This is a genomic window from Sphingopyxis sp. CCNWLW2, assembly GCF_037095755.1.
Classification (GTDB): Bacteria; Pseudomonadota; Alphaproteobacteria; order Sphingomonadales; family Sphingomonadaceae; genus Sphingopyxis.
This window is the reverse complement of record NZ_JBAWKJ010000001.1, coordinates 2,352,119-2,378,061: the sequence shown is the minus strand read 5'-3', so window position 1 is coordinate 2,378,061 and position 25,943 is coordinate 2,352,119. Positions and strand designations below refer to the sequence as shown.

22 protein-coding genes are annotated in these 25,943 nt (G+C 60.9%); 8 read left to right on the top strand and 14 right to left on the bottom strand.

Annotation, left to right across the window (positions count from 1 at the left end; translation table 11 throughout):
* Together V8J55_RS21675 and V8J55_RS11170 are read left to right on the top strand one after the other, a co-directional pair.
* Positions 1-396 (top strand): NADH dehydrogenase ubiquinone Fe-S protein 4, encoded by a 396-nt coding sequence (locus V8J55_RS21675; protein WP_443030804.1) that lies wholly within the window; start codon positions 1-3, stop codon positions 394-396.
* A gap of 265 nt (positions 397-661) precedes the next feature.
* Entirely contained in the window at positions 662-991 is a 330-nt protein-coding gene (locus tag V8J55_RS11170) for a hypothetical protein (protein ID WP_336445676.1), read from the top strand.
* Between the two features lie 62 nt (positions 992-1,053).
* Here the strand turns inward: V8J55_RS11170 and V8J55_RS11165 are convergent, their stop codons facing one another.
* Both V8J55_RS11165 and V8J55_RS11160 read right to left on the bottom strand, forming a co-directional pair.
* Entirely contained in the window at positions 1,054-1,344 is a 291-nt protein-coding gene (locus V8J55_RS11165) for a hypothetical protein (protein ID WP_336445675.1), read from the bottom strand.
* Positions 1,345-1,421: 77 nt separating this feature from the next.
* Positions 1,422-1,802 carry a hypothetical protein gene (locus V8J55_RS11160; RefSeq protein ID WP_336445674.1) on the bottom strand — a complete coding sequence of 127 codons (381 nt, stop codon included), beginning with the start codon at positions 1,800-1,802 and terminating at the stop codon, positions 1,422-1,424.
* Positions 1,803-2,583: 781 nt separating this feature from the next.
* On the opposite strand from V8J55_RS11160, the gene V8J55_RS11155 reads away from it, so the two are divergent.
* Positions 2,584-3,510 (top strand): DUF4189 domain-containing protein, encoded by a 927-nt coding sequence (locus V8J55_RS11155; RefSeq protein WP_336445673.1) that lies wholly within the window; start codon positions 2,584-2,586, stop codon positions 3,508-3,510.
* Between the two features lie 57 nt (positions 3,511-3,567).
* On the top strand, positions 3,568-4,047 hold the full coding sequence (locus V8J55_RS11150) for a hypothetical protein (RefSeq protein WP_336445672.1): 480 nt from the start codon (positions 3,568-3,570) through the stop codon (positions 4,045-4,047).
* Between the two features lie 230 nt (positions 4,048-4,277).
* On the opposite strand, the gene V8J55_RS11145 is transcribed toward V8J55_RS11150, so the two are convergent.
* Positions 4,278-7,793, bottom strand: a complete 3,516-nt coding sequence (locus V8J55_RS11145; RefSeq protein ID WP_336445671.1) for a CHAT domain-containing tetratricopeptide repeat protein — start codon at positions 7,791-7,793, stop codon at positions 4,278-4,280.
* A gap of 341 nt (positions 7,794-8,134) precedes the next feature.
* Here V8J55_RS11145 and V8J55_RS11140 point away from each other — a divergent pair, with 341 nt between their 5' ends.
* Together V8J55_RS11140 and V8J55_RS11135 are read left to right on the top strand one after the other, a co-directional pair.
* The gene (locus V8J55_RS11140) at positions 8,135-9,271 is read left to right on the top strand and encodes a zinc ribbon domain-containing protein (protein ID WP_336445670.1); all 1,137 of its coding nucleotides are present in this window, start codon (positions 8,135-8,137) and stop codon (positions 9,269-9,271) included.
* A 27-nt stretch (positions 9,272-9,298) separates the two neighbouring features.
* Positions 9,299-9,748, top strand: a complete 450-nt coding sequence (locus tag V8J55_RS11135; RefSeq protein WP_336445669.1) for a hypothetical protein — start codon at positions 9,299-9,301, stop codon at positions 9,746-9,748.
* 254 nt (positions 9,749-10,002) lie between these two features.
* Here the strand turns inward: V8J55_RS11135 and V8J55_RS11130 are convergent, their stop codons facing one another.
* The 5 genes from V8J55_RS11130 to V8J55_RS11110 form a co-directional block, all read right to left on the bottom strand.
* Complete coding sequence (locus V8J55_RS11130) at positions 10,003-10,308, bottom strand: hypothetical protein (protein ID WP_336445668.1); 306 nt, start codon at positions 10,306-10,308, stop codon at positions 10,003-10,005.
* A 197-nt stretch (positions 10,309-10,505) separates the two neighbouring features.
* Positions 10,506-12,806 (bottom strand): alpha/beta hydrolase family protein, encoded by a 2,301-nt coding sequence (locus V8J55_RS11125; protein WP_336445667.1) that lies wholly within the window; start codon positions 12,804-12,806, stop codon positions 10,506-10,508.
* Positions 12,807-12,809: 3 nt separating this feature from the next.
* On the bottom strand, positions 12,810-15,653 hold the full coding sequence (locus tag V8J55_RS11120) for a TonB-dependent receptor (RefSeq protein ID WP_336445666.1): 2,844 nt from the start codon (positions 15,651-15,653) through the stop codon (positions 12,810-12,812).
* 131 nt (positions 15,654-15,784) lie between these two features.
* On the bottom strand, positions 15,785-16,822 hold the full coding sequence (locus tag V8J55_RS11115) for a FecR family protein (RefSeq protein ID WP_336445665.1): 1,038 nt from the start codon (positions 16,820-16,822) through the stop codon (positions 15,785-15,787).
* Positions 16,819-17,370 carry an RNA polymerase sigma factor gene (locus V8J55_RS11110; RefSeq protein ID WP_336445664.1) on the bottom strand — a complete coding sequence of 184 codons (552 nt, stop codon included), beginning with the start codon at positions 17,368-17,370 and terminating at the stop codon, positions 16,819-16,821. Before V8J55_RS11110 ends, V8J55_RS11115 begins: the two co-directional genes overlap by 4 nt.
* Before the next feature lie 1,109 nt (positions 17,371-18,479).
* Between V8J55_RS11110 and V8J55_RS11105 the strand changes: the two genes are divergently transcribed.
* Positions 18,480-19,388, top strand: coding sequence for a hypothetical protein (locus tag V8J55_RS11105; RefSeq protein ID WP_336445663.1), 909 nt, complete (start codon positions 18,480-18,482; stop codon positions 19,386-19,388).
* Between the two features lie 164 nt (positions 19,389-19,552).
* Here V8J55_RS11105 and V8J55_RS11100 read toward each other — a convergent pair whose 3' ends face one another.
* The 5 genes from V8J55_RS11100 to V8J55_RS11080 form a co-directional block, all read right to left on the bottom strand.
* Positions 19,553-20,665, bottom strand: coding sequence for a helix-turn-helix domain-containing protein (locus V8J55_RS11100; RefSeq protein ID WP_336445662.1), 1,113 nt, complete (start codon positions 20,663-20,665; stop codon positions 19,553-19,555).
* Between the two features lie 51 nt (positions 20,666-20,716).
* The gene (locus tag V8J55_RS11095) at positions 20,717-21,313 is read right to left on the bottom strand and encodes a hypothetical protein (protein ID WP_336445661.1); all 597 of its coding nucleotides are present in this window, start codon (positions 21,311-21,313) and stop codon (positions 20,717-20,719) included.
* Between the two features lie 383 nt (positions 21,314-21,696).
* Positions 21,697-22,227: a hypothetical protein gene (locus tag V8J55_RS11090; RefSeq protein ID WP_336445660.1), complete on the bottom strand. Its 531-nt coding sequence runs from the start codon at positions 22,225-22,227 to the stop codon at positions 21,697-21,699.
* Positions 22,228-22,290: 63 nt separating this feature from the next.
* The gene (locus V8J55_RS11085) at positions 22,291-22,890 is read right to left on the bottom strand and encodes a hypothetical protein (protein WP_336445659.1); all 600 of its coding nucleotides are present in this window, start codon (positions 22,888-22,890) and stop codon (positions 22,291-22,293) included.
* On the bottom strand, positions 22,887-23,822 hold the full coding sequence (locus V8J55_RS11080) for a hypothetical protein (protein ID WP_336445658.1): 936 nt from the start codon (positions 23,820-23,822) through the stop codon (positions 22,887-22,889). The genes V8J55_RS11085 and V8J55_RS11080 overlap by 4 nt, the downstream gene beginning before the upstream one ends.
* Before the next feature lie 286 nt (positions 23,823-24,108).
* Between V8J55_RS11080 and V8J55_RS11075 the strand changes: the two genes are divergently transcribed.
* Complete coding sequence (locus V8J55_RS11075) at positions 24,109-24,765, top strand: hypothetical protein (protein WP_336445657.1); 657 nt, start codon at positions 24,109-24,111, stop codon at positions 24,763-24,765.
* A 117-nt stretch (positions 24,766-24,882) separates the two neighbouring features.
* Here the strand turns inward: V8J55_RS11075 and V8J55_RS11070 are convergent, their stop codons facing one another.
* Entirely contained in the window at positions 24,883-25,902 is a 1,020-nt protein-coding gene (locus tag V8J55_RS11070; RefSeq protein WP_336445656.1) for a hypothetical protein, read from the bottom strand.
* Positions 25,903-25,943: the final 41 nt, after the last annotated feature.

The window sequence follows — 25,943 nt, the reverse complement described above, 5'->3', positions numbered from 1 at the left end:
ATCGAGCCTCTGCCCATCGGCACCAACCGTGCAGGCCGCGCGCAGGCGAGCCGGTGGCGATTGCGTTTTGCTCCGCGATGGCGTCCCAGAGCGGATCCGCTCACCGGCCGGACCGGTGGAGGCGACCCGCTGGCGCAAGTGGAGCTTCGGTTTGCGACCCGCGGTGCCGCCGAGCGCTATTGCCGGAGCGAAGGCGTCCCCTTCGAAGTCCGGGGCCCGGCCGCGACGCGCAGATCAGTGACACCCTGTTTGACCGGCGAAGCGCCGTCCCGGCTTTGCTGCTCGCCAACCGGTCCGCACGCGCTGTGCTGCGGCGATTATCCGATCGGCGCGCATGACAAGGAGCGACTCAATTCGGCCGCGCCGAGTCATTCTGCGTTCAGTTTCGCCGGATAGATTTCCGTTCCCACCATCAACACAGGAGGACGATTGATGCGTAAAATCCGTACGGCCGTCTTCGCCAGCATCGCGGCATTGGCAGCCCCAGGCACGGCGGTAGCGGCACACGCAGATACCCGGGTGATGAAAGTCGGCCTGCCCGACGGTTCGGTCGCCCGGATCGAATATCAAGGCGAAGTCGCACCGAAGGTAACCGTGGCACCGGCAGTGAAGCTCATTCCGGTCAAGTGGACCGATCCTTTCGAAGCCGCCCCCTTTCGCCATGTTCGACCGGATCGCAGCGGCAATGCACCGGCAAACCGAGATGATGATGCAGCAGGTGCATACCCTGCAGCGCGAACCGAACGCGCTTGGCATGATAAATCTTGCCGGCTTCGGGTCGCTACCCGCGGGGACGGTGAGTTATAGTTTCTCGTCCACCAGCACCGGCGATGGCCCATGCAGCCGCAGCGTTCAGGTCACCTCCCTCGGGGCGGGGCAGCGGCCCAAAGTCGTGACCAAGAGTTCGGGCGACTGCGACCACGCGGCCAAGGCGCCGGCCAGCGAAGCGAACGCAGCCGAGAATGTCGGCAAACCCCTGCAAACGACATGACCGTCGGGGAGCGGCGCCTGCGCGCCGCTCCCTTTCAGTCGTCGTTTAGCGCACGAAAGCGTTCAGCGACCGATGCTGTGACACAGTTCGTAGAGCTTTCGCACCTTGGGATGGTTCACGCCATGCTCGCTGCGGAACCGCGCTTTATTTGAACAAGCGGCAACCTGTTGCGGTGCCGCGCGGCGTGCGCGATCATTCCGGCGCGCCGGGCCGTTCCCCATTGTCGATTTCAGGAGCATGTCCTGGCGCACCACATCGGCGTGCCGCTCCAGCTGATCTGTGGGGAGATCCTGAGCGGCGACGGGCGCCGTGAAGATCAGTGCGGCGAGGACCGCCCATCGCTTGGTAGTCACACCTGTCTCCTGCATCCATGCAACATATAGCCCGAGAGGTGCGGTGAGTAATCGCCACGCCTGCCAGTGGTGCGATCTCAGCGCCGAACCGTTGGCGCGGGCGGTGCGCCGACGGGCAACGGCGCCGCCGGCTGGCGGCGCTGGCGTGCAAGTATATCCTGCCGCTGCGCCTCGCTCATCACGCGCCCCGCGATAAAAAAGCGCTTTGGGGTGCGACAGGGCTCTGGCACCGGTTCGGTGACATTGCTCAGAGGCCCTGCCCTATAGCCGCCGGTCAGTGCGATTTCGTCGCCGACATGGACGGCATTCCCCGTCGTGCCGTCTGCGATCCGGATACGACCGTCGGGCGCCCTCTCGATGCCGGTATCGTAGTGCCAGACGATGATCGGGCCTTCATCGTCGCCCCGAAGGCATCCGTGAGGATCGAGGTGCAGCCGCCCCATGAAAAGCGCTTGCATGGTGAACTCATTACGTATGTTCGAACGGATCAGCGCGGGTAGCGTTGCCGCATCGCTCGCCTGCGCGCTGACGGGAGCGACGCGCGCTGCCGATGCGCAGGCCGGCAATGCGAGAACTGCCAGGACCATAACCGCTTGATGCGAACAGACTTTCATGAAATCCTCCTTTGCCCGACTCCCCGGCAGGCCATCGCTTCGCATTAGGACCGCACAGATTGTCAGAGCCTGAACGCCGGGGATAACAAGATTGCGAAGGACGCGTTCACCGGCTTCGCCGGTTGCAGATGAGAACGACTTAGCGGTACCAACAAAAGCTCCAAAGATCGCATAGTCGCAACTGACCGATAGGCGATAGTATGCTTTCGGGCGGGGATCGAGAAAGGCAGACGTCGCACATGACCAGCCGGGCGCCGCTCACAATCAATTGTTGAGATGTACTATTATACTGACTTTCCACGTGGCGCTGGTTTGTCGCGGGAGAGAGCGCTCGAATGGCGATAAACAGTGTGCAGGTCTTAGGCCCTTGCTGGGGTCAGCGCCGTTCCGGTATCTTGTTGCGCCAACTCGGCGCGCATCTTGGCCGCGTAAGTTCACCGGATGGGCATTTCGGTGCCGGCGACCAGCTCTGCGATCAGGCCGAAGGTTTCCCGCTACGGCGCCATCACGATTCCCGCCCGAACCCCGTCCCTTAATCCTGTATCGCGACGGTGTGATCGCAAACACTTTCCGCGCAGGATTTTTGGGTTATCGTGAACCATATCAACTGCATGGGGTGACTGGTATGATGCGCAACTTCAATATGCATACGATCGGAAAAATGCTCCTGATCGCGTTGGCCTGGTGCCTTTCGCCAGTTTCGGTGCACGCGCAGCACTACCCGTGCAACGGTCCCGGACCGGGCGAACGGCTGGTCGGGATGGCCCCCGGTGGCCCCGGCGTCGCTCCGACGCCGTTGTGCGCGCGCGACGATAGCGGGGGGGCGTCCGCACAGCCCGCGGCGCCCAGCAACAGCTATGCGGCGATCGCCTGGCATGTCGACGCCGCCGATGTTTGGGTCGATGGCAATTATGTCGGCGCCAATAATGTCGGCGAGCATGGCGCGCTCGATGCGTGCAACAAGGTGATGGGCGGCGGCTGTACGTCGGCCGGCACATGGTGGAATTCGTCGATAGTGATCATCCGCGACCGAAGCGGATATTTCTATAAAGGCTGGGCCGGCGAAGGCGGAGCCGAACGCGATCAGGTGATGGCGGACTGTTCGTCCAAACAACTGCTGCCGTGCGAGGTTTTTGCGACCATCCGCGCCAGCACCAACCGGCGTTTCCCCGGCCCCGCGGTCCGTAAATCTTTCGCGGCGTCGGCTTGGGTCGTCGGGGGCGCCGACGAGGGATATAATGCCAAGCTCTATGTTGCGAGTGGCCACCGCAGCGCCGATGCCGCGACCGCGGCGGCGATCAAGGCGTGCAGCGATGCAACCTCGCGTCCGTGCGAAACCAACGCGCTGTCCGGAAACGGGTATATCCAGGCCTATCGCATCAATGGCAGCGACGACGGCGCGACGGCCGAAACCACGGCCAAGCGAGCGCAGGCGGCGGCGCGGGCGAACTGCAAGAAGCGGGCGAGCACGGCCTGCGAACTTCAGGCGATGTTTGACAGCCGGAAGCCGGGGCTGTTCGTGCACGATTTCGCTGGCATCAAAGCGCGCTAGCGCCGCCGCGCGCCCGGCGCGGCAACGCATCGATGATGAAGACAGCGGAGTTGCTCCATGATTTGGAAACTCGCATCCCTCGCCGCCATCGCATTGGCTGGCTCGACCGATACGCCAGGAAGGATCCCGGAACCCCAGTCCGCCGGGGCGCCTGATCGGATTTCCTATGCCGGCACCGGCAACGGCTGGACCGGCGGGCGGACCGAATGGTGGATCGATGGTTCGGGGCGCGGCGCTTACCGCACAACCATTCGCGTCGAGGCGGGCGGCACGTTCAATGCCGGACCGGAGGGCTTCGAACGCATTCGCGTGATATTGCAGCCGCTCGAGGACATGCACGAATTGCCTTGCGACGGGGCGGTCACAGATCAGGGAACGGGCGCGCTCAACTGGCGGGCCGGCGACCGCGAAACTTCGCTGCGCTTCGATTTCGGTTGCAACTTTCGCCAGCCCGACGCGGCCCGGACGCGGCTAAGTCAAGCAAGTGAGCTCGTACGGCAGTGGGCGAATGCGAAATTATCGAAGGACTCGTTTTAGGCCACCCGATGAGGCGCTTCGCGCGACTGGCGTCCGATGCCAGGCAGGGAGGCATGATCGGCCGATAGCAGACAGGCCGCTATTCATCTCCACATGTCGAAAGCTGATATGAGGCGGTGGATCATAGTGCTTGTCGACCTGGATAGCCGCAGACACTGAATGATGGGGTGCAAAATCGATTTGCCTCGCGCCAGTTCCTCTTTGGAGACCCGGAGCGAATCTCCGCGCAACTATTCGTCGCGGTTGGCTATATTGGTGAATGCCGCCCATGCCCTTGGATGGGCCCATGCCGCGCGCCATCCGGGAACCGCGGTTCCGTCGGTACGCTTGCCGGTCCGTACCGCGTTCATCGCCATCTGCAATGCTTGCGCCCGCGTCCTCGCCGGATCCGCCCGCTGCGCCATAAGCGTCTCGACCGTCAGCGCCGCGGTTGCGTCATCCGATACGCGCCAGTGACTGGCGAGAAGCGCATCCGCGCCGGCGTAAAGAAAGCCACGGGCAAGAGCCGACAGGCTGTCGCTACCGCCCGAATTGCTGGCCGATGCCGTGTTGCACGCGGAAAGAATGACCCAGTCCGCCGAAAGATCGAGCTGTGCCGCTTCGGTGGCGGTCAGCAGGCCATCATCGAGGTCACTCGGGGTCACGGGCGGTGTCATGACGAGACCGGGTTCGCCCAGTCCGAGTTGCGGATCGGGAAGCAAGCCGTGCGTCGCGATCGCGATCACGCGGCTGTTCGCCAGCGTGGGATCCTGCCGCAAGGCCGCTTCGGTCGCGCCGCGATCGAGCGTCAGGCTCCTCTCCGACGCGCCGAACAGCTCCGCCATCGCCGTCAGCTCGACCTTCGTACCGGGTAGCGGCGCGAGCTTGCGAAGCGCGTCGGGGTCGGCAAGCGGCGAGCCCGCGTTAGAGACCGCGCCGAAAACCCCGACACCCGTCGCCGCGCGCGAACCGGTATCGCCACCGAGCAGGACGGGTGCGCCATAGCCGCGAAAGCTTTCGATGCTCGCCCGGGCGCGGGAGTCGCGCGCCAGCGTCAGGGACGCGACCGACGGCAGGCTGGTAAAGGCGTAGCGGTTCGCGAGCCATTGCGCGCGGGCCAGCACGTCGGGATCGGCCATGTCGGCGCCCGCCGGAAGCGCGGATGTGGAGAGCAGCGCGAGCGGCAAATCGCCCAGCTTGCCCGAGCTCGTCACATACAGGCGCTTCGTACCCTTGAGCAGCGGTTCGACCGGCTCGATCAGCGCCTGATACAGGGCATGCGACGTATCGAGATCGAAGCGGCGCTGGCCTTCCTGTTCCTTTTGGGTGGTCGGCAGCGCGTCGAGTTCGGCTTTGCGCGCGTCGGTGCAGGTCGCATAATCCACGTCGCAGCGCAGGTCCGAAATCTGTTTGAGGATGACGTCGATCTCGCGCCCCGGACGGCTCCAGCCGACGGCGGTCGGGGTAACCACGAACAGATGGAAGGTGTTCGCCGCTTCGGTCATCAGCAACAGCGCCTCATCGGGACGGAGCGCCTTCTGCGTTTCGGCGAGGCTGATCGGACGCGGCGATACCAGCTCGCGATAGGCCGGATATTTGCGGTCGATCAGCGCGCTGACTTCCGCAAGCTGGGCCTGCACGGCGTCCAATTCTCCGCGAAGCCGCGTGACCTCGACCGGTTTGCGATCGCCGAGCGCGCGGAGCAGATTCTTGTCGAGCATGTTCGCCCGTGCCGCGAGATCCTGTTCCTGGCGCACCGCTTCCGCCATTTGCGGCGTCTTGGCGGCAGCGCGCGCGGCGGTTTGCAGCACGGCGCGCCCCGACGCCGAGCTGATCGCATCCTGTGCGGCGAGGAAGGCGCGATTCTGGATCGCAGACTGTCCCGCCGCGTCGGGCGTATCGCTCATCAGCGCGAAAGCCGCGTTCATATAGGTGGTATAGATGCTGCGGCCGGGATCGGCCTGTTGCCGGTCGAGCGCCGACAGCGTGATCGCATTCGCACCCGCCGCCGCCTGCTCGTTCAGGCGCCGTACGATCGCGACCGCCTTTGCCGCCGCCTGCTCCGCGTCGGCCGTCCGTCCCTGCCGCGCTAGGCTGGATGCGATTCGGCTATAGGCGTGCGCGGTGTCGATGTGCGCTTCGCCCACCGTGCGGAGCAGGATAGCGAGCGACTGGCGGTAATAGGGCTCGGCAGCCTTGTCGCCCTGCCCGCCATCGGCGCGGACCAGTGCATCCCCCACGTTATTATAGGCGACGGCGGTAAGCGGATGATCCTCGCCGAGCAGGCGGCGCCGGATATCGAGCGCCCTGGCCGTCATTTCGGCTTCTTCCCTGTGGCGGCCAAGCGCGCCGAGCGTCGATCCGAGGCTGGTATAGGCCCACGCCGTTTCAGGATTATCGTCGCCGAACTTGGCGCGGAAAATGCCGAGCGCGCGCCGCATCATCGGCTCGGCCTGATCGTCGCGGCCGTTGTCGCTCGTATTAAAGGCAAGATTGAGGAGCGTCGTCGCATAGGAGGGATGTTCGGTGCCGGTGATCCGTTCCTGAATGTCGAGTGCACGCCGATACATGGGCTCGGCCTCGATATAGCGCCCCTGCTCGTTCAGTACATGCGCGACATTGGCATAGAGGGTTGCCGTGCGCTGGCTGGTCTCGCCGAGCGATGCACGCGTGATATCGAGCGCCTTGCGGAACATCGGCTCGATCACGCTCGGCGGCTGGCCCTGTTTTTCCATGTTGAGCGCGAGATTGTTATAGGCCTCGCCTGTCAGCGGATGCTCTTCACCGAGCCGGACGCGGCGGATGTCGAGCGCCTTGCGGTAGGCGCCACCGGCTTCGGCGAAACGGCCTTCCGACATCAGGGTGTAGCCGACCGCGGTATAGCCGAGCGCCGCCTGCGGGCTATCGTCGCCCTTGCTCGTCCGCCACAGGTCGAGCGCCTTGTTTGCAGCGGCGCCCGCCTCGGAATAGCGACCCATGTCACCCAAATTCACCGCGCTGTTGTAATAGCGGAGCGCGATGTCGGCACTCTTCGTCTCCGGCAGCGCCTCGTCGATCGCGCGTGCCTTCTCGAGCATCGGTTCGGCCTCGTCATAGCGGCCAAGGCTGCGCATCACGTCGCCGAGATTACCATAGGCCGTCGCGGTCTCGCCGTGCTTTTCGCCATGCACTTCGAGGCTGGTCGCAAGCGCCTTGCGGAACAGCGTCTCGGCTTCCTTCATCTCGCCGAGTTCGGAGAGCGCCGCGGCTAGATTGGCCGTCGCGATGATCGTCTTTCCGTCTTTCTCCCCCCGCTGGGCGATCCGCTTGGCGAGGATCGCGCGGCGCAGCGGCAACGCCTCGCCCGGCCGGCCCTGTTTGATGTAGTTGGACGACAGAAACATATAGGCGGTCAGCGTTTCGTCATCGTCTTCGCCGAGCTGCGAGCGGTTGATGTCGAGTAGGCGCTTCCAGAGAGGCTCGGCCTCCTTGAGCCGGTTCTGCGTTTCGAGGCTGCCGGCGAGCAGCCGGTAGCCGAGGCTGGTGATCAGCCCGTCCGCGCCGTAACGCTTCGTGGCCTCCTCGATCCAGCGGCGATAGATACGCTCGGCCTCGACGGGCTTACCCGCGCGCTCGAAGTCCATGCCCTTGTTGACGAGGTCCAGCATCTTCTGCTGATCGTCGCTGAACTCGCTCGCAGGCGCTTCCTGGGCGGTCGCGGCGGGCATGTACGCCCACAGCGGCGCCGCGACGATCGCGGCGAGGAAGCTCAAGCGGCGATGGGACATTATCGATCATCCTTTTCTGTTGGCGGCGGGGAATCGTTACCGCCTGTCTCGAAAGCCTTCGTAGCGGATCGAACGCGCAGGATTGTGATCGCGCTCACCATTTTGGCAGCTAGCATGATGTTAAGGCGTCGAAAACTGCCGAAACGACCGCCAATGCGGTCGCGCGGATCGCTTCGCGACGCTTTCTCGCGAACAACTGCGGGGTCGCAACAAATCCGTATCTATCCTACGAATTTCATTGATTATTCGATCAATGTGCGGTCGATCACATCGACGATCCGCGATCGCCGGCTAAGCGGAGCCCGCGAGATGCGCTTCAACGAATCAAAGGACGACGAAGAATGGCGAATTTTTGCTCCGAATGCGGATCGGCGCTTTCTCCGGAGGCGCGCTTTTGTGCGACATGCGGCACCGCGGTTTCCGGCCCGGAAGATGCCGCCGCCCCCGCCGCTTCGCCCGCCGTCGTCCCTGCGCCTTCGCCGGCCACCGACGTCGACGTCGACGCCGGTGATGCTTCGCCCGCACCGCGCCGGACCGGCCTGCTTCTGGGCGGCGCAGCGTTGCTGGCCGTCGCGATCGGCGGCGGCGCCTGGCTTGGCCTTTCGAGCTCCGGCGAAAAGGCTGGCACCGTCGAAAGCGCCGACGCGGGCGGAGAGCAGGCTGCGGCCGAGAGGGCAATGCTCTATGCCGTCGCCGAAGCGAATTTGCGCGACCGGGCGTCGCTTCAGGGATCGAAAATCGTCGGGTCGTTGAAGCGCGGCGAAAAGGCGGCCGGCACTCTCGCGACCGATGAGCGCGGCAAGCAATGGCTCAAGCTCGACGGCGGCAGCGGCTTCATCAGCCTCGCCAACCTGGCAAAAGCCGCTCCGCCTGTGCTGGCAAGCCTCGACGGCAGTGATCGCATCACGACCGCACAATGCTCGGTGCTGGAAAGAGCAGCCGCGGGCGCCGCTTTGAAAACGACCCTGAAGCCAGGCGCGGCGGTTCGGCTGGTCGGTGCGACCGCCGACGGCTTTACCGAAATCGGACTGCCCGGCGGCGGCGTCGGCTATATGCCGACGGCTTCGGCCTGCGCCACCGAACCGTCGCCGGCCAAAGGCGCGGTGGCCAATTCACTCATCCAGTTCGACGCGCGCAATTGCGAACTCGGCCCCGAGCTCGAGCCCTATTTCGAAAGGGCGCGCAAGGCTCGCGACGGGGAGAATATCGAGGAGATGGCGGAAGAATATGACTTCCCGGTCGACAAGAAATTTCGCGGCCTGCGCGTGACTGCCGTAATCGTCGGATACGAATGGCAGGGTGTCGCGTTTGGCGATCCGGCGAGCAAGGTCCAGGCCGCTTTCCGGCAGATGGGTTTCACGATCGACAAGAACGGCGACTTTGCCGTCGACGACGACGTCGAAGTCTCGACGACGATCCGCCCCACCGATGCCGGTTCGCGGTCGCGCGGGCAAAGCGAGCTGATCTGCGGCGTCTAACTGTCCCCTTGTAAAGGAAGCGTCCCGATGCCCATGTTGTCACGGCTTCACTGCACTGCACCTCGCGCGGTTCTTGCTATCGCATTGCTACTGGTTCCCCAGATAGCGCTTGCGCAGAGCTGCAAGGCGGACTTTGCCGCAGTTGAAAAGAGTATCGCAAGGCTCGAACTGTCCTATGCGGACATCCTGTCCGATATCAGTTGCGATGCCCCGACCGTGAAGGCGCATCAGCTGATGTGCGACTCGTCGGACGAATACCCCTCCGGACTCTGGCGTATGGGCCGCCTCGATGACCTTGCCTGGGTATACGCAAACGAGAATGCAACCGGGCAGGAAGTCGACCGCCGCGATCCCCCGCGCGATGCCAGCTTCATCGCAAAGCGGGACGCCTGTACCGATGCGGCCTGCCTGTGCGACGTGATCGTCGGTCACACGAACGACAGCCTCGGCGGCGAATCGCCCTATCCGAAGCCCTGAACATACGACTCGCCAAATGGCGGCATTTTTCAATGCTCGACAATCTCCCGGCTCCCCAGCTTGTTCATGTGATCCAAGGTATGCTGGCGACAGTCCGATCTTTCGGAGCTTGACTTCAATCGGATGCCCTTTTTGGCCGGTTTCAGACAGGCAGCTTCCGGGGAATAATTCAAGAAAGCCGACATTCTCAGAGGTCTCGCGTGGACGCCCTGAACGACCGAAGTCGGTCGTGGTAGCGAGGCAAAAACTCCCCATTAGCTGGCCTTTTTCAATGCAAGCCAGGTCCAGAAGACTCCGTTTGCTTGATTTCTGGCCTGCACCGACGCAGCCTCCGTCCGTTGCACCAATTCGAGGCCACATAGGCCCGCCGCGCTAACGGTCTCGTCTGCGGACACCGGGAACACTTGTCGCCCGTCCGCTCCGGGGCCGTGCCAAAGCGACATGATCAGCAGGCCATCCGCAGTTGTCATATGCGCGAGATTGGCCATGGCGAGCTGGCGCGCATCGTCGTCAAGGTGCTGCCAAACAGCGCAAATGGTGATGAGATTAAACACCCCCATCGTTCGCGCCTTGGTGAGTTCGGGAATGTTGGCCCGACAAGATGTTTCGTTGCGGGGCTTTGGATACTTCCGGGCATTTTCTCCTTAGCCGGCAAAGCAATTGGAACTTTTTCATAAGTTCCAATTGCCATGACGCTTGCCGTCGGTGAAACGCATCAAAGACGGTTGGATAATTGCGCTTAGGCCGAACTCCAGCACTATTTTGATATTAGCGCCGCAGCGTCCGATTCAATCGCATTCAACCTGTCCCATCGCTTATAATCCCGATCGTTATCGGCATCGCGCGCTTCTTGACCCAAGAGCCAATAGGCGAACCAGTTGACGTTCCCCTGCTGCGACAGATAGCGCTCGCGGGGCTTGACGAGGACGTGCGTGGCGTCAGGCAGGTATAAGGCGTCTACCGGCTTGCTCTGCAGCTTCAGGGTGGAGTAGATTTCCCACTCCTGAAGCACCGACGATTTCCCGAGCATCTCGATCCGCAAAGGGGTGGAAATCCTGCTCGCATTCATATCGGGGCTGTTCTTGATCCAGTTCGCGAGCGTCTCGCCCCACGGCGGCCCGCCATTCAGCCCGTCATAGAGCGGCTTGATGCCGTTGAAGGCCGTGTGATTGAGCGAATAAGCGTGATACTGCACATAGCCGCCGCTGAGGCCGTCCGCGATGGTGGCGGCTGCGAAGCGACGGGTCGAGTGCGTGAGGGCATAAGCGACGTGATAGCAGGTCCGGCTGAACCCGATCAGACCAACGCGATCCGGGTCGATCCCATATTGTGAGGCCAGAAAGTCGATTGCGGATTCGATCCCGCGCATCTGCGTCGGCCCTTCCTTCGCCGTATCCATTGTGGCCGGGTCGAAGGCATTGAGCTCAAGGACGGCCATCCCTTTTGCGGCCAGCGCCTGGCTTGCAAAGGCGGTTGTGTAAGGACCGTCGGGCGAGAAGCGCGTGGGGTCGAAGAACTTCAGCTCGATGACGAGCGGAATGCGCTCGCCAGCCTTTCGGGTCGCGGGCAGGATCAGCCCGCCCGACCAGCCATGTCCCGTCGCATCCGTCCACTTAACTTCTTTGATGGCGTTCAGGCGGATGGTCTTGAGCTGCGGATTGAGATCGAATTCGAACGACGGCTTGCCGGAGCCCGCGTCCTGGCCAATGATCTGCGGCGGCGTGTTGGCATCTTCGCGGACGAAGAAATCGACATCGTCTCTACGGAGCCGCGTCGCCGGCCCTATCTCCGCCCGGCCCGTTGGAACCCATTTGCCTTCGTCGCGGCCGAATGTCGTTCGCCAGCGGCGCCCCTTCGAGGCAAAGCTGTAGAGACCCTGGCCGCTGCCCGCCCCGGCGGCGCTTTCAACGACCAGTTCGCCGCTGCCACCCCAGCTCAGCTTAGCTGCGCGTTCGCCCGGCTCGCCGCGCTGATCGACTACCGACACCTGATCGGAGCCCGCCGCGCCGATATCGATGATGACGGTGCGGGGATCGGAAGGAAGTTCCTCGCCCTCCTTCAAATCCTGCGATCCTAGCAACGCATTGGTCAGGGCCACCTGGCGTCCGTCGGCGGCCCAGAGAAGCTGGCTCGCTGAGGTGTCCCCGATAGCGATGCCTGTCGGCGCGGACAAAAGCGGGCGAGCGCTCACCGACGCAATATCGACAAGATAGGGCTGTACCGCGATGGACTGCATCGCCTCGACAAGTGGCCGCGTGCCGGGCCGCGCCTTCCATGCCGCGGCGAAGCCAGAGTCAGGCGACGCCGGTAGCATGGCGATCGCCCTGCCCCCGTCCGGCGCGATGGCGAACCGGACAAAGGGATAGGCGAGGGATTTTTTCAGCGCGGTCAGCCGCTTGGCGGGCCCGCCCGTCTGCTGCACATAGGCGGCACCCTCTTCGTTAAGACTATCTTGTTCGGGCATGAGCAGACCGAGCAGGGATTCTCCGCCGAGATATCCTCCGGGCGCCGGAAACTCCCTAGCCCCCCGTGCGACCGCGTAGAACAGGCAGTCGTCGCCCCTCAGGTCGAAACTGACGATCTTCTGTTGCACACGAGTAACCTGACGGCTTTCGCCGGTGGCCAGATCGTACCGGAAGACTTGTGGAAACCCGGTATCGTCGGGCGAAAGGAAAGCGACCCCTCGGCCGTCATCCACCCAGCGGAGCGACGAAATCGGTTCGTCATTTGTCGTGCTCGTGCGCTCCGCACCGGCGGTCGCGCGGAACTGGCCCCCTTCGTCCTTCCTCACGATCCAGACCGTCGAGCGGACCAATCCGCCGCCGAGTTCCCCCTTCGATGTTATGAAGGCGAATGCGCGGCCATCGGGTGAGGGCTGCAGCCTGTCCCCGAAGCCGCCGAGCGTCGACCGCTCGATGGCGTCCTTGACAGTGAAAGAACGCAGAGCGCTCCCCTCCCGACCCTCGACCGCCTTGCCCGAAACCGGGCTTGCGACGGCGATTGCCAGGAGAAGGGCGACCGCGGATATCCTCCGCGAAGCTATCCCGAGAGGCGGCATCGATCAAAACGCCTTGCGGACGCTGGTATAGATGAAGCGGCCGCGGTTGTTGTAGTTAAATGGGTCATACCCCAGCGAGAGATTGAAGAACGGCGGCTGCGTGTTCAGCAGATTCGACGCCCCGACAGTCACTCGAACGTTCTGCAAAGGTCCAGCGGTTGCCGGGCTCTGCATGGATAGCTGAAGATCGACAAACGCGCGGTCGCCCAGGATGTAGGGCGTTCCGCGCCTGTCCTGATAGCTGCCGATATAGCGCAGCGTTCCGGTCAGATCGACTGGCCCCTGCCCTATGCTGCCGGTGATCGATCCTCTCCATTTCGGGGCATAGCCATCGAAGGAAAAGGAACCGAGCCGGTTTTCGACAAGCCCCGGCACGAGCTCGGCCTTGTAGTTGAGGACCCGGGTGACCGATCCGTTCACCGACCAGCGCGTCGCACCCCCTTCGCCGCGATAATTGACCTGGGCATCAATGCCGTTCGTTTTCGCGGTTCCGAAGTTGATATAGCTTGCGTCGATCGACTGGAGCGCTCCAGGGCGCCCCGCCGCAATATCCGCTGGCGTCGGAGCACTTCTTATGACCCGGTCGGAAAAGCGGCTGGCGTTGTCGACCAGCGTCTGCCCGTTTGGCGTGACGACGCGATCTGCCTGCGACACCCACCAGGCCGAAATATTCGCATCGAGGTGATGGCTCGCCGTGTCGAGCGGGGTCACCCGAAGGCTGACCGTGTAGCTGTCAGCGGTTTCCGCCTGAAGGTTCGGATTTGCCCCGCGGGTGGTCGGAACGGTGACGGATTCATTGCCCCGTAAAGGGTCGGTGACCACCAGCGGCACGACAAAGGCCACGCTGTTGATAAAGGCGAGCGGCGGCGCGCGGAACGACGTGCCCCATGTCCCGGAGAGCATGACCGCCTTTGTCGGCGTCCACTCGAACCCGAGCTTCGGATTAAAGGAGCTGCCGAAATCACTATAATGGTCGAAGCGGCCTGCGCCCGAAAGAGTCAGCGTGTCGAGGACCGGCGCACGCAGCTCGAAATAGCCGCTGGCGACATCCCGGCGTCCCTTGGTATTGTCGAAGGGCGAGGTGATGTCGATCTTTTCGCGGCGAACCTCCGCGCCGAGCGCGAAGGACAGGTTGCCTCCGGGCAGCGGGAAGAGCGAGCCGGTGAGTTGGGCGTCGGCGCTTAGGGCGCTGGCCAGATAGCGCTTGTCTACCTCCTGAAAGAGCGAATCCAGGACGGCCTCGCTGGCCACCGGCCCGGTCGCGAACAGATTGAGCGTTGCGTTGGGATCGGGATTGTTGAGAACAGCCGCGAGGCGGGCCGTGTCAAAATAATTCTCTTCATGCACCCGGTTGTTGTCGCGCGAATAGTTGACCGCGACCTCCCAGCGGAGATCGGCGCCCGCCTTTCCCCTTACCCCTGCGAGGAAACGCAGGAAGGTGTCGCGCGTATGGTTGACATCCGGATCGACGCCGGTCAGCAGCCGGTTGACGCCGACGTTCACGCCGAAGGGATTATAGGGGTTGCTCGCCGGGACGATCGTCGTCGTGTCGATATAGGGCCGGACAACGACATATTTGCCGTTCTGCCGCGACGCGAGGGCGTTGGCGAAAAGCGTCACATCGTCCGAAACATCGTAGCTCAGATCCGCAACGGCGCCGTACCGCTCGATCGGCGACTGAATACTGCTCAGCTGATAATAGTCACCGCCCACACTCACCTGCCCCGCGGTAGCCGCGAAATCGGGGATGGTGGGGCGATCGTTGCTTGTAACCGGGATGATCGCGCGGGTGGCGGTCAGACCGGGAAGATTGCCGCCGGAGAGCGAATGGACGGTTCCTTGGTCGGTATAGGGAAGGCGGCGATCGAGGCTCCCGAAGCGACGGTAATCGAGATCGCGGGTTCGCGCCCGGTCGCTGAACAATATGCCGCCGGTATCGAAATAATCGGCGGAGATCGACCCGCGCAGCCGTCCGGTCGAAAAACCGTAGGTCGCGGAGAGGCGCCGCTCCTCTCCCACGCCGCCATCGGCAACGCCGAGCCGGCCATCAACGGTCAGCCCCGTCCCCGAGCTTTTGAGCACGACATTCACGATCCCGCCGACCGCGTCCGCGCCGTAGATGGCCGAGGCGCCGTCCGCGAGCACTTCGATGCGCTCGACGGCCGCGAGCGGGATGCTGCCGACGTCGAACGAAACGCCGGTCGCTCCCGAAGGCGTCACGCGGCGACCGTTGACGAGCACGAGCGTCGTGCCGGCGCTGAGGCCGCGCAGCTGCACGGGCGCTGCGCCCAGGAAGGAACTGGCCTGGGTCGGTGTCATGCCGGCCTGGCTGCTAAGCTCGAGAACGCCGCGGATCGTACCCTCCCCGCTGCGGTCGATCCGCTCCCTGTCGAACACCGTCACCGAACCGGGCACCGACTTCGAGGAGCGCGCGATGCGCGAGCCGGTCACGATGATCGCTTCGGCTTCGACGGCGGCATCCGGAGCCGCGGCCGATGAAGCATCCGCGACGGCGGGCGGCGCCGCGCGCTCGATCCGATAACCACCGCGCGGATTGGGCACCGCGCGCAGACCGCTCCCCCGGAGCAGCCGCCCTATCGCCTCGTTGACCGGCAGCGACCCGCGCAGCGCGGGAGCCCGCTTCCCGTTCACCACTTCGGGCGAAACCACGACGAGCACATCCGACTGCCGCGAAAACTCCAGCAAGGCGGACGATAAGGGCTGGGCTGGGATGTTGAATTCGCGAACGGTCGCTTGCGCGGCAGCAGGCTGTGCGATTGCGAGCGCTGCCAGCGAAGTCGACAGCAGCGATAGTCGAGCCAAGTTCATTTCAATTGCGCGGACCATGATATCCCCTCTCTCCCGATTGTGAGGCTCGCGCGGGAGATTCTTCCGACCCCCAGCGCGCCATCATCAGGACGACGCGCCGGGATGAGAAATCGTCAGGGGGGCGTCACATTTTTTTCACGAAGCGGATTTCACGACGACGGCCTGAGCCGCACAGCGCCATTTGGCCCCTCCTCGGCACGCACCGCCACCACCCCGCCGACCGCGCTCAAAAAGGCCGGTATTTCACTGGCCTTGAAGGATGCCGTAACCCGCAAGTCCCCGATCGCCGGATCGCTCAAAGTGACGCCAGGAGCGTAATAGCGGTTCACGTCCGCAACGAGGTCTGCGAGGCGCGCGTTCTGATAGACGAGGCGCCCTTCACGCCATGCGCCGGGCGATTGCGCGGGAAGCGCCGCCACGGTGGCGGCTGATCGGTCGCCGCCCGTAACGGCGTCACGACCGGCCAGCCGTATCTCGGCGCGCTGTCCCGCACGAAGCAATTTTACGTTCGACCGAGCCGGGCCCGCCTTCGGCCGGTCGCTCACCTCTACCAGCCCCTGCAGCACAGCGACGCGCAGCGACTGATCGCTGTAATTGACGTCGAACTTTGTCCCGAGCACGCGCACCTGGGAGCCGCCCGCCTCGACGAGGAACGGTCGCCGCTCATCGTGCACGACTTCGAAAAACGCCTCGCCGCCAGTCAGCGCCACGCGGCGCTCGCCATCCTCGAATTTCACCTTGAGCGACGAGCGCGGACCGAGAGTCACCTGCGTGCCGTCGGGAAGAGTAATCAGCCGCGACTGTGCGAGCTGCGTCGCATATTCTCTCTGTCCGGATCCCGCCGGAAAAAGATAAGCAGGGATGGCGATCACCGCGACCAGAACGGCGGCAACGGCACTCCAGATCGCCTTCCGCGACCGTGGGCGCGGCGCAGCCTCGTCGCGGCTGGCGGATTTTTCGGCGCGCAGCGGTACGAGTGCGGCAAGGTGCGACAGATTCGGCACTTCGCTCCACGTTCGGCTGAAGTCGCGCCAAGCCGTCTCGTGTCGCGGGTCGGCAGCGCGCCAGGCGTCGAGTTCCGCCTGCTCGATGCGCGTGAGTTCGCGTTCGGACGCGAGCACGACCCAATTGCTCGCCTGCTCGTCGATGCGATCCCGATGCGGGTCGAAGGCGCGGGACGTCGTCATTCGCCGTCCGCCTCGCGCAGCGCCCGCTCGCAGAGGACGAGAGCTTGCGCCGCGAGCATTTTTACCAGGGTCTGCGAGCAGGAGAGCCGCCGGGCGATCTCGGCATAGCTCAGGCCGTGAATGCGGTTCATGATCAAGACCTCCTGCCGGCGCGGATCCATCGTCCGGATCGCGTTCTCGAGGATTCCCCACCTTTCCCTTGCCGATATGACGCGCTCGGCATCGAAATCGTCACTGTCCGCACCTGATATTCTTTCATTTTCACTATGATCGGCCCGAACCTTGAGCCTCCGGCGCTGGTCGAGGACATAGTTGCGCGCGCTCGTTGTCAGAAAGGCCTCAGGGTTAGCGATCGCGTCCCGGTCTTCGTGGCCCGCGAACTTCTCGAACGCCGCCTGGACTACGTCTTCAGGATCAGGCGGCCCCGCACCGAAAGTTGCGGCAACGTAGCGGCGCAGCCGATCCTTGTAGGACCGATAGACGCGTTCGACGTCACCCTCCGAACCGGTGGTGTCGCGATAATCCATCGATGTCGGCTTCGAACGCATGGCCCAACGATTTCCTTCGCGCGCGAGAGGACCAAATCGCGGTTGAAGATGCAAGTTCGAGTTTGAGCTCGATAAGAAGAGAGTGTCGATCTGCCACCGATTTGGGTGGCTTGGTCGAAAGCGCCAATGTCGAAAACGCTCAGATTTGCAGCGAAAAGTGATACCTCGTCACTTCAAGCCCGGAATACCCACGATCCGATCAGTTATGGCCGATTGGAGATGGTCGGCTTTCGGCGAAGGATTTGCCAAAGCAGACATGCAATCGAGAGCCACGTCGGCGCATCATCCAATGCCGTCTTGTGCTTGTAAATACAGGGTGTTCAATGAGATAGGTATAGTATGCGGCCCATTTTCCTCGCCCTCTGGCTTTCGGTTGCAATAGGTACTCCATCGCAAGCCGCTGCGGACAATTGTAAGCCACAGCCCTTTGGGCCAGCGATTGAGGCTGCCGGCTCGCCGCCCAGCAAAGGCTTCGACAACGTCGTAACATTCGGCGCGACACCCTCGCTCGAATATCCAGGTCGAGCATGGGTGATTCGGTTGTTCCAGGATCGCCACGCGGGGCCGGGGACTTTAACCGTTGTCCGTTTGCTTCGCCGCAGCGACTGCAATTTGTATCTCGTCGAGGCACGGTGGGAAATACCGATCCGCGCGGACGAATATGAAGCTGTCGCGACTCAAATCGCTCCTATTCTTGCGCCAACGGCAGATGTGCTCTCCGGGGAAGACACTGCGCGCGGGCGAGGAATCAGCGTCGACGGCACCAGCTTCGACTTGCGGGTCGAAACCACTGGCTGGCAAATTCGAAGGCTTTTGACTAGCGCCGATCCGGAGGGTCAAACATTGTCCAAGCTGTTCCATAGAATTTTGGCGTCCGCCGTTCCGGAGCCGGAACGCCCGGGAGAGTATTGGACAGCACGGCGGTAAATCGCTGCGCTCGTGGCTCTTCATGGCCGGTAGCGGCCTGGCGGCTTTCAAGACGCGAATGGCGTAAGCGGCCTTTGCCGGCGCCGTCTGGAAGATGAAACGCGTGACAGCCTATGGAATCTGCGGTAAATTGCTTGTCGATACCGCGTGACAATTATGAGCGTAGTGGACACCTTGCGCGAATGCCGCTCACTCATCCGATGATGCACCGCAGTATTCGCAGCGGAACCATAATACGCCCAATGTCGCCGCTCGGCACCTACTGGGCGCACTCCTCTCTAATGCCCGATGCTGCCTATATAGTTCGGGATGATCTAATCTTTACGGCGTGCCACTTCGATCAGGACGCGCACGAGGATACATATTATACTGAACACGATGAGCCGACACCCGAGGAAACTCGTTTGATGGCCTCGCTAGCTCTAGCGATCGGAGTCGATCGCGGGTTTATGGCCCAATATCCAAATGAAACCTCGATTCGCCTCGACAGCCGGCTCCCCCTAAATGTAACGGACAACGTTGCCGACATCGAAGCGCATCTCCGTCGTGAACTGGTAGAAGACAACTCACGGCCCCGCGCGAGTCCACCGCTACCTCCCTGCCAGTACAATCATTTTCATTGGCCTCTGCCTGTCGACGTTCATCGTAACATTTTCGATAATATCGACGATCAGGACCACCTGCTGATCAGAGGGTTGGCCACGTGGCTAAAGTCGTCGATGTTATATACGCATCCTTCGTTTGGAGAGGAGGCGAATTACCCTCTCTGGATTTCGTTGGATGCCTCGCTAGCAATAATCTTTGATGCATTACGGGCCGCGGGCAACGCCAATCCGAGCGCCGTCGATGCACAGAACTTTGTTCACGATGCATTTGGCGAGAACAGGAGCGGCTTAAAATATTTCGAGGAATTCTATGAAGATCGCATCATGACGATGCATCCCCTAAACCGCTTTGGAACGTTCGTATTTGCCCCATTAGGCCACGACGATTTCTACTGGCTGCATAACGGACTTCGAGACGTCTACCGCTTTATTATCTTAGGGGAGGTAATCGATCCGCAGGCCAATTACGATACCGACGAGTTATAATGGGAACGCGATTAAGGCTGATGGGCTGTTGATCGCAACTGGCTGATTCCGGACCGTCAAGTTTTGGACGTCGATTCAGACTAACTGAGATTGAGCCCGGTGCTGCGATGACAAAGTGAGATGCCCAAGTATTACACAACGCCGAGCAACCAGCAATCACTGGTCTAGCGCCGCAGCCTGACAACGTTTTCGTTATCGAAGGGCTGATCGGGAGACGATATCCCTGTTCCGGTGATCAGCTCGAGCATGGGACGCTGTAACCCCACCTCCTCACCGACCGCCGCTGCTCCGCCGAATACAGCGCGATCAAGGACATCGACCGCGGAGACCAGAAGCTCGGGCTGTTCGACGGGGAGACTGCCATCATCGTCAAAGCGCTCGATCTTCGCTTGGCCGGACTTCACTAAATGGATATTCGCCGTCCTGTATTGCGCCGGATTTAGGACCTTAAGATCGTAAGCGCGCCGCACTATAGCTCGCACCGACATCTTCCAGCGCAACTTCAGATCGTAAAGTGCGCGCCAGTTGATCGAGCTGTTGCGAGGAAATTCGCGAAGGAACGCGCCTCGTGGAAAAAGGAAGGCGCTTGCAAACCGATGGGCCTGCCCTTCGGTCTCGCGATCTCCCGTCTGAAGGCCGCGATGCATGATCAGATGCCCACACTCATGCGCAAAATCAAAGCGCTGGCGGCAGAGACTTTCTTTCAACGAGCTGCGCACAATGATCGGACGTCGCCGATCCATGGAAAATGCATCGACGCGATCCGACAAGTCCCCAAAATAGGTCACGATCGCGCCGGCGTTCTCCACAACGCGCATCATACTCGTGACGGGCGCCGTCGTGCCCAAACCCCAGTGACGCCGCGCCTCTTCGGCGGCGACCTCGATCTGCTCCGAACTGACTGCAGGCATGTCAGGAAAAGACACTTCAGGCAGGTCAACATGGAGCTCCATCGCCGCCACGAAGCGATCAAGGAGGGTTCCGCGAGCCAGAACCTGGCTCGTCACGGAGGCAGGCCGGGTGATGTGCCCCCTGAAATGGCACTGCTCGGGCCGGACCGTGGAAGGAATCGGCTCGGATAAGAAAATGGGAGTAACGCCAAGGACATCGGCTAGCGCCACGACCGTTTCCTCGGATGCCGACCGCGAGCCCGTCTCGAGCTGATGGATGAATTGACGGGTCGCCCCGATCAGCGCGCCCACCTCTTCGAGCGAATAGCCATGCGCTAGACGCGCTAGACGTAGCTGCTCGCCGGCGATTTTCGGCTTTGATTCCATATCGACCCCGCCTGCCGACTATTTTCGTGCTGGCTTGAATTATTGAATTGATCAATCCGAAGCGTCGCGCTTCTTTCTTTCCACCGGAAGCCCAACGACCGGCGCGGGCAACTCGACGCCTTCTTCCTTCTCGGTCCAGAGTGATGCAAGCGCCGTCACCGATTCGTCCAGCGGAATAGACCAAGTCAGAACAGCCGTTTCCCCGCCCAGAATGACGAAACTGATCGCACTAATCGAACCGTCGAAATCCGTTTCGACAGCGAAGCGATACAATGGTTCGGTGGTCAACTTTATCAATTCTTCTGCGCTGAAGAGGCTAAGCTGCTGAAGTTCCGAGAAGGTCTGCTTGAGCGTGCGAGAATTGGGATCTTCGGGCTCGCCGCGATAGAAGCGCGCCGGAACGCCGCCAATGCTAAACACGAACTGCATGCTCGGATCGAGAATCTCGAGCCAATCGGCATCGTATGCCGCCGCATGAATGATCTGGTGCTTCTGGAAAGCAAAAGCTTCGCAACCCAGGGTCCAGCCCGTGCACCCAATCTCAGGATCGTAGCGATCGAGCGCCAGATTGCGACCGCGTACAATCATCTGGGCGATGGCGATCAGTCGGTCACGAGATAACGATGGATGATGATCCCAAGGCGTCATGAATGGCTCCCTTTGCTGAAAGGCACGATTGGGCAAATATGAAATTTTGTCAACTGAAAATGCAAATGTAAGCTTAGGCTTTGTCAGCGGATGATCGTTCGATGCTCTCGGCAGCGCCCGGAGACGGAGCCAACATTGCGGACGGCCAATACGCGCCTCTTAGCGTCGAGCAGCAGCTGGCCGATGGCCGATTCAATCGGTCTGCTCTGGAGCGAAAGCGAGAAGAGGCGACGCCGTCAAGGCGCGGACGACGAAGCGGCCAATCACCAATTTTTCGCCCCGCACCGGACGTTGCAGATTTTGCGACACCAACGGCGATGGTCAGATTGAGGCATGCAGTCTAGTTGATACTGCGGACAACCCGACTAGGTTTGGATGCCATTTTATCCATTTGCCGCGAATGAAAAATCTGGTCGTTTCAAGGGCTTCCCCTGTATAATATCCCTGACCAGGTTCATTTGATTTTCGACGATACCGCGAATTTGATCACGGTCTTGTTCTGACGCGCTCTCCAAGCCGAGCATTTCTGCTTGGTCTTCGAGAACCAAATTTGTAAGTTTCAGTAGCATGGCCACGGCGACGAGATTTCGCGCAACGGATTGGGGGCCTTGGTCGCGAAGTTCAAATAGAGGGAAGCGGTCGATCTCGCTTGCCACCTCAATCATGGATAGACCTGCAGCACGGAGATTGATCGCGCGCGGAAGGAAATGGGCTGACGTCCGATGGAAGCTTTCAAGTGCTTCGTAGCCATTGAGCAATAGCCGGCTTGCAGACGCTTCGAGCTGCCTGTCCCTGTACCGATGTGGCAGACTTGCCAATCGATATGTGACTATCAGAGCTATCATGGCACCCAAGAATTGGGCCCACCCGGACAATGATTCATTGGACCGCAGCCAATTTGCAAAGTCGTGCATCGCCGTCTCCCCGACCGCCATCCCTAAGCCGGCTACCGCGATAACCAACCCGCCGCTATTTTGCTACTGACTGGGGGGAGCAGAAGGATCGTCAAGAAGCGTTTGGTGAACTCGTTCGGCAAGAAAATACAGCCCCTGGATCGTACACAGGATCACACCAAAAGTTACAACGGACAGAATGAACACATACCCAAGCTCGACCCATTGAAGGGCCTCGACCGACCGGGAGAAGAGGCTTTCCACGCTGGGTACTAATAGCGAGCCAATTACGCAGATTCCAAAACCCGCAAGAGATAGCGCGGTTAGATAAGAAAACAGGTAACACAAAAAAACGCGAAATGTGATTTCTACCCGCGAAGTGTCGTTGTTCGCTGTTATAACTGCCGTCGTACCTGGCATGTCTTTGTCCAGATCACCACCTTGAAATGCCACTATCGCAGCCAGAGCCGCGATATAAAACCCGGGCAACGTCGCAAAAAGTTGCACCAAAAAAGAAGAAAAAGAATCGCTGCCGACCGCATTTATGCCGACGGGCAGGAGCCACACTACCGTCGCAGTAGTCGCGCCAAGACAAAGCGGACCCCACAGTCGATACACCCCTAAACTGGGGCCTTCAACCGTGAGATAAGCGAACGGACGCGTTAGCTGATAAACTATACTCAAGACCGTTCCTTGAACAAGTCACTCTTCATCCGGCTCACGAGATGCGCAACGAAATCGTCAACCGCGGTAGTTTTGATCGATGGCGTGATGCCACCAAAATGCCTAGTTTTTATATAGCCATCACTGACCAATTGCCCCGTATCGGTGCTTAGGTCGACGTGCGTCGACTGGCCCCCGTCTTCGGGTTTAAAGCTAATCCTAATCCGCGAGTAGTCGCTCGACTGAGATTTCGCTGCTGCTTTTATTGCCGAAAGCACATTGCCCGTACCTGGCTTCCGCACCATTTTTACTTTCATTTGTTTCTCCACGCCGGAGAAAAACTTGCTCTGACCTAATGGCTTCGCAGTGTCAGGTTCGATCAGCGTAAGGCTATTAATCACGCCGGCCTCCAAATCAGACTGCAGCGCGTCTGAAAGATGGCCCTTGAACTCCAGGTGAGGGACGTATGCGATCTCCTTTTTCGACCCGCCCGGCCTCGTGTACAGAAAGTGGTTTTCTTCCTTACACTTAACGCGAATGGCTGCGTTTAGGACCGATTTGACGCGGTGCTCTGGGAAGCTCGGTGCTTTTTCCATGAGGCAGACATACACGTTATCACCCGACTTTTCGCTGGTAAGCGAAATTACGATATGCGCACTGTGACCGCCTCCTTCATCCTTCTGCTTATCGAAATCGCGCTTGGTTTTGGCTGCATGGTTTACGTACCGCGTGTTCGGCGCGTTCTTATCAGCCGACTCCAGCAAGATCGAAAGGGTGTGATCACTTTCGTCCTTTACCGCCTTTTTGATGATATACGTGACTTCGCCCTTTTCGAATTCCTTGAGCGGAAAATTGTCATCCGCCGCTGCCGCGACCAACAGGTCAGCGATGCGATTCATCGAGGGGAATGGAGCGTGTTTTGCTCGACGTTCTATGTGCATATCGAAAAACAATACGTCTCGTGCATTCCGAGTATAAACCACAATTTTATCCCCCTATTTTTGGCGGAATTAGTGCCGATACGATCAATCGGCAAGCGCACAATGTGATTTCCGGAAACGCGCCGACAGCGCCGTGACCCTCGACCTATCAACAGTCAGTGTAGGCACTTCTTAACAGGCAGTTCTTGTCGCCTCGGATCCGCTAGCTTCAAAGCTAGCACTTGATCGCTTACACTTTACGTCGGCGGGACCTACTCTCTGCCGACTCAGCTCACGACCGACAGGAAAGCGGCAGCGGATGGATAATTGGGAAGCGATGCAAGCCGATCTTGAGGCGAACCGCTATTCGCTCGAGTTTGCCTATTTTCATGAGTTTATACTCAACCATGCTAGCAACGCGATTGCAGAAAAGCTGATCAGCGAGGAGGCTTTCGGTTCCCATAATTTGCGGGTCCTGCTCGCGCTTTCTATGCTCAACAATCATTTGGCGCTCGCAATCCAGTCGTTGTGGGAAAGTGGGTTCCGCCGCTGGCTGCGCCAATGCGCTGCCGAAAAGAATGGGAATGATAATCTCGCCGTGGCGATCAAGCGATCACCGCTCGAAACCCTCGATACTCATCTGCAAGCAATTCGCGGCGTAAGGCTCGACGACATTCCCGGCGGCTCGGTGATGAAGGAAGCGGCGCTGGTGGGGAACGTAGTACGCCATGGCGACGGTCCGTCCGCCGTAAAACTGTTCGAGCTAGCGCCCAGTCTCTGGCGTAATCTTCCGACGGATCTGAGTGGCCCTGCTGTTGTTGAGTGTGCCGACGAACTTTCGATCGGTGACGAACGCCTTCAAGAGTATGCGGATGCAGTCAGTCTCTTCTGGACGGCGATTCAAACCAAGCCGGTTAATGACACATCGCCTGAGCCACCGTGGGTGGCTGCGGCACCGGACTCCATTCAGTCGTAGAGGATGAAAAATGAACGTCCAGCCAATCTTGCACGGCAGCCGGGCGGTCCTACGGCTCTTCGCCGACGAACCCGCTGGCCAAGACCGGCGCGCCAAACATTCAGCCTGCGTGGTCCCCTAATAGACTATTTCTCCGGCCTCCACGCCAGCGATGATTTTCGTCGACGCGCGGTCCATCGCCGCCCCAACCTCGTCGCCCCACCCGTCACGCAAGGTTAAAACTAGGTCGAGCGTGTGTACGCCTGAGGCCGTCCCGCTGCCGAAGGTCTCGGCCATGAATTTCGGAAGCTTCGCTGCCTCATCAATCACACTGCCGATGACACCAGGAAGCAGGTCGACTACCGGAACGAATTCCTCGTGTGTCGAGACAAATCGGACCTGCTCTTCCCATATCAGCGCGCTCGTGCACATTTCAGCAAACAGCCGGCAGGTCGCAACGATCAACGCATCGTCGCCCGGGACGCCAGGCGCTCCCCAAGCCCGTTCGAACTCGTGGTTCGTGAGCTGGCAAAAGGCGGCACTAATCTTGCGTGCCTCGCTCATTCGGTTGGCAAACCATGGCCCCATTTCGCGGAGCGAGATATGGGTCTTAGGTTTCACATAAAGCCCGCGGCGCAAGGCGTCCCAACGTTGCAACACGGGCGCCATCTCAAAACGCAGGACTTCACCGATGAGCTGATATTCCCATTGCGCATTCTTTTCGAGGATCAGGCGCTCGGCGAGATAGCTCAGTTTCCCGAATTCTTCCAAATGCCGCACTTCATATCGCCGCCGTAGCGCTGCGCCGACCTTACCGATCTCTCTGGAAACGTGGCGCTCATGTGCCCGCTGCCATTCAAAGAGCAGGCCGGCCGGATATCTGTTAGGATCGTCGTCAACGAGCTTGTGGCAATTTCCGCATAACCAGATGGCATTAGTAATCGAAGCCCGATCCGCCGACGCCATATCCGGATCATGGCGTGCCGAGCCTAGATTAGCGCCGTAGATATGCGCCGCCTCGCCAACATTGACCGCCTTGGAGGGTTCGTTTGAAGGACCGCTGGTGATCGCTTGGCAATCGGGATTCGAACAGATGTTCGCTGCGCGTTTTGCCAGTGTGGCGACCACAGCCTGTTTGAAGCGATCCTCGGACGCCATGTGTTTTCCTTTATGGAGCGTGAGTTCTGTTGTGGTGAGAA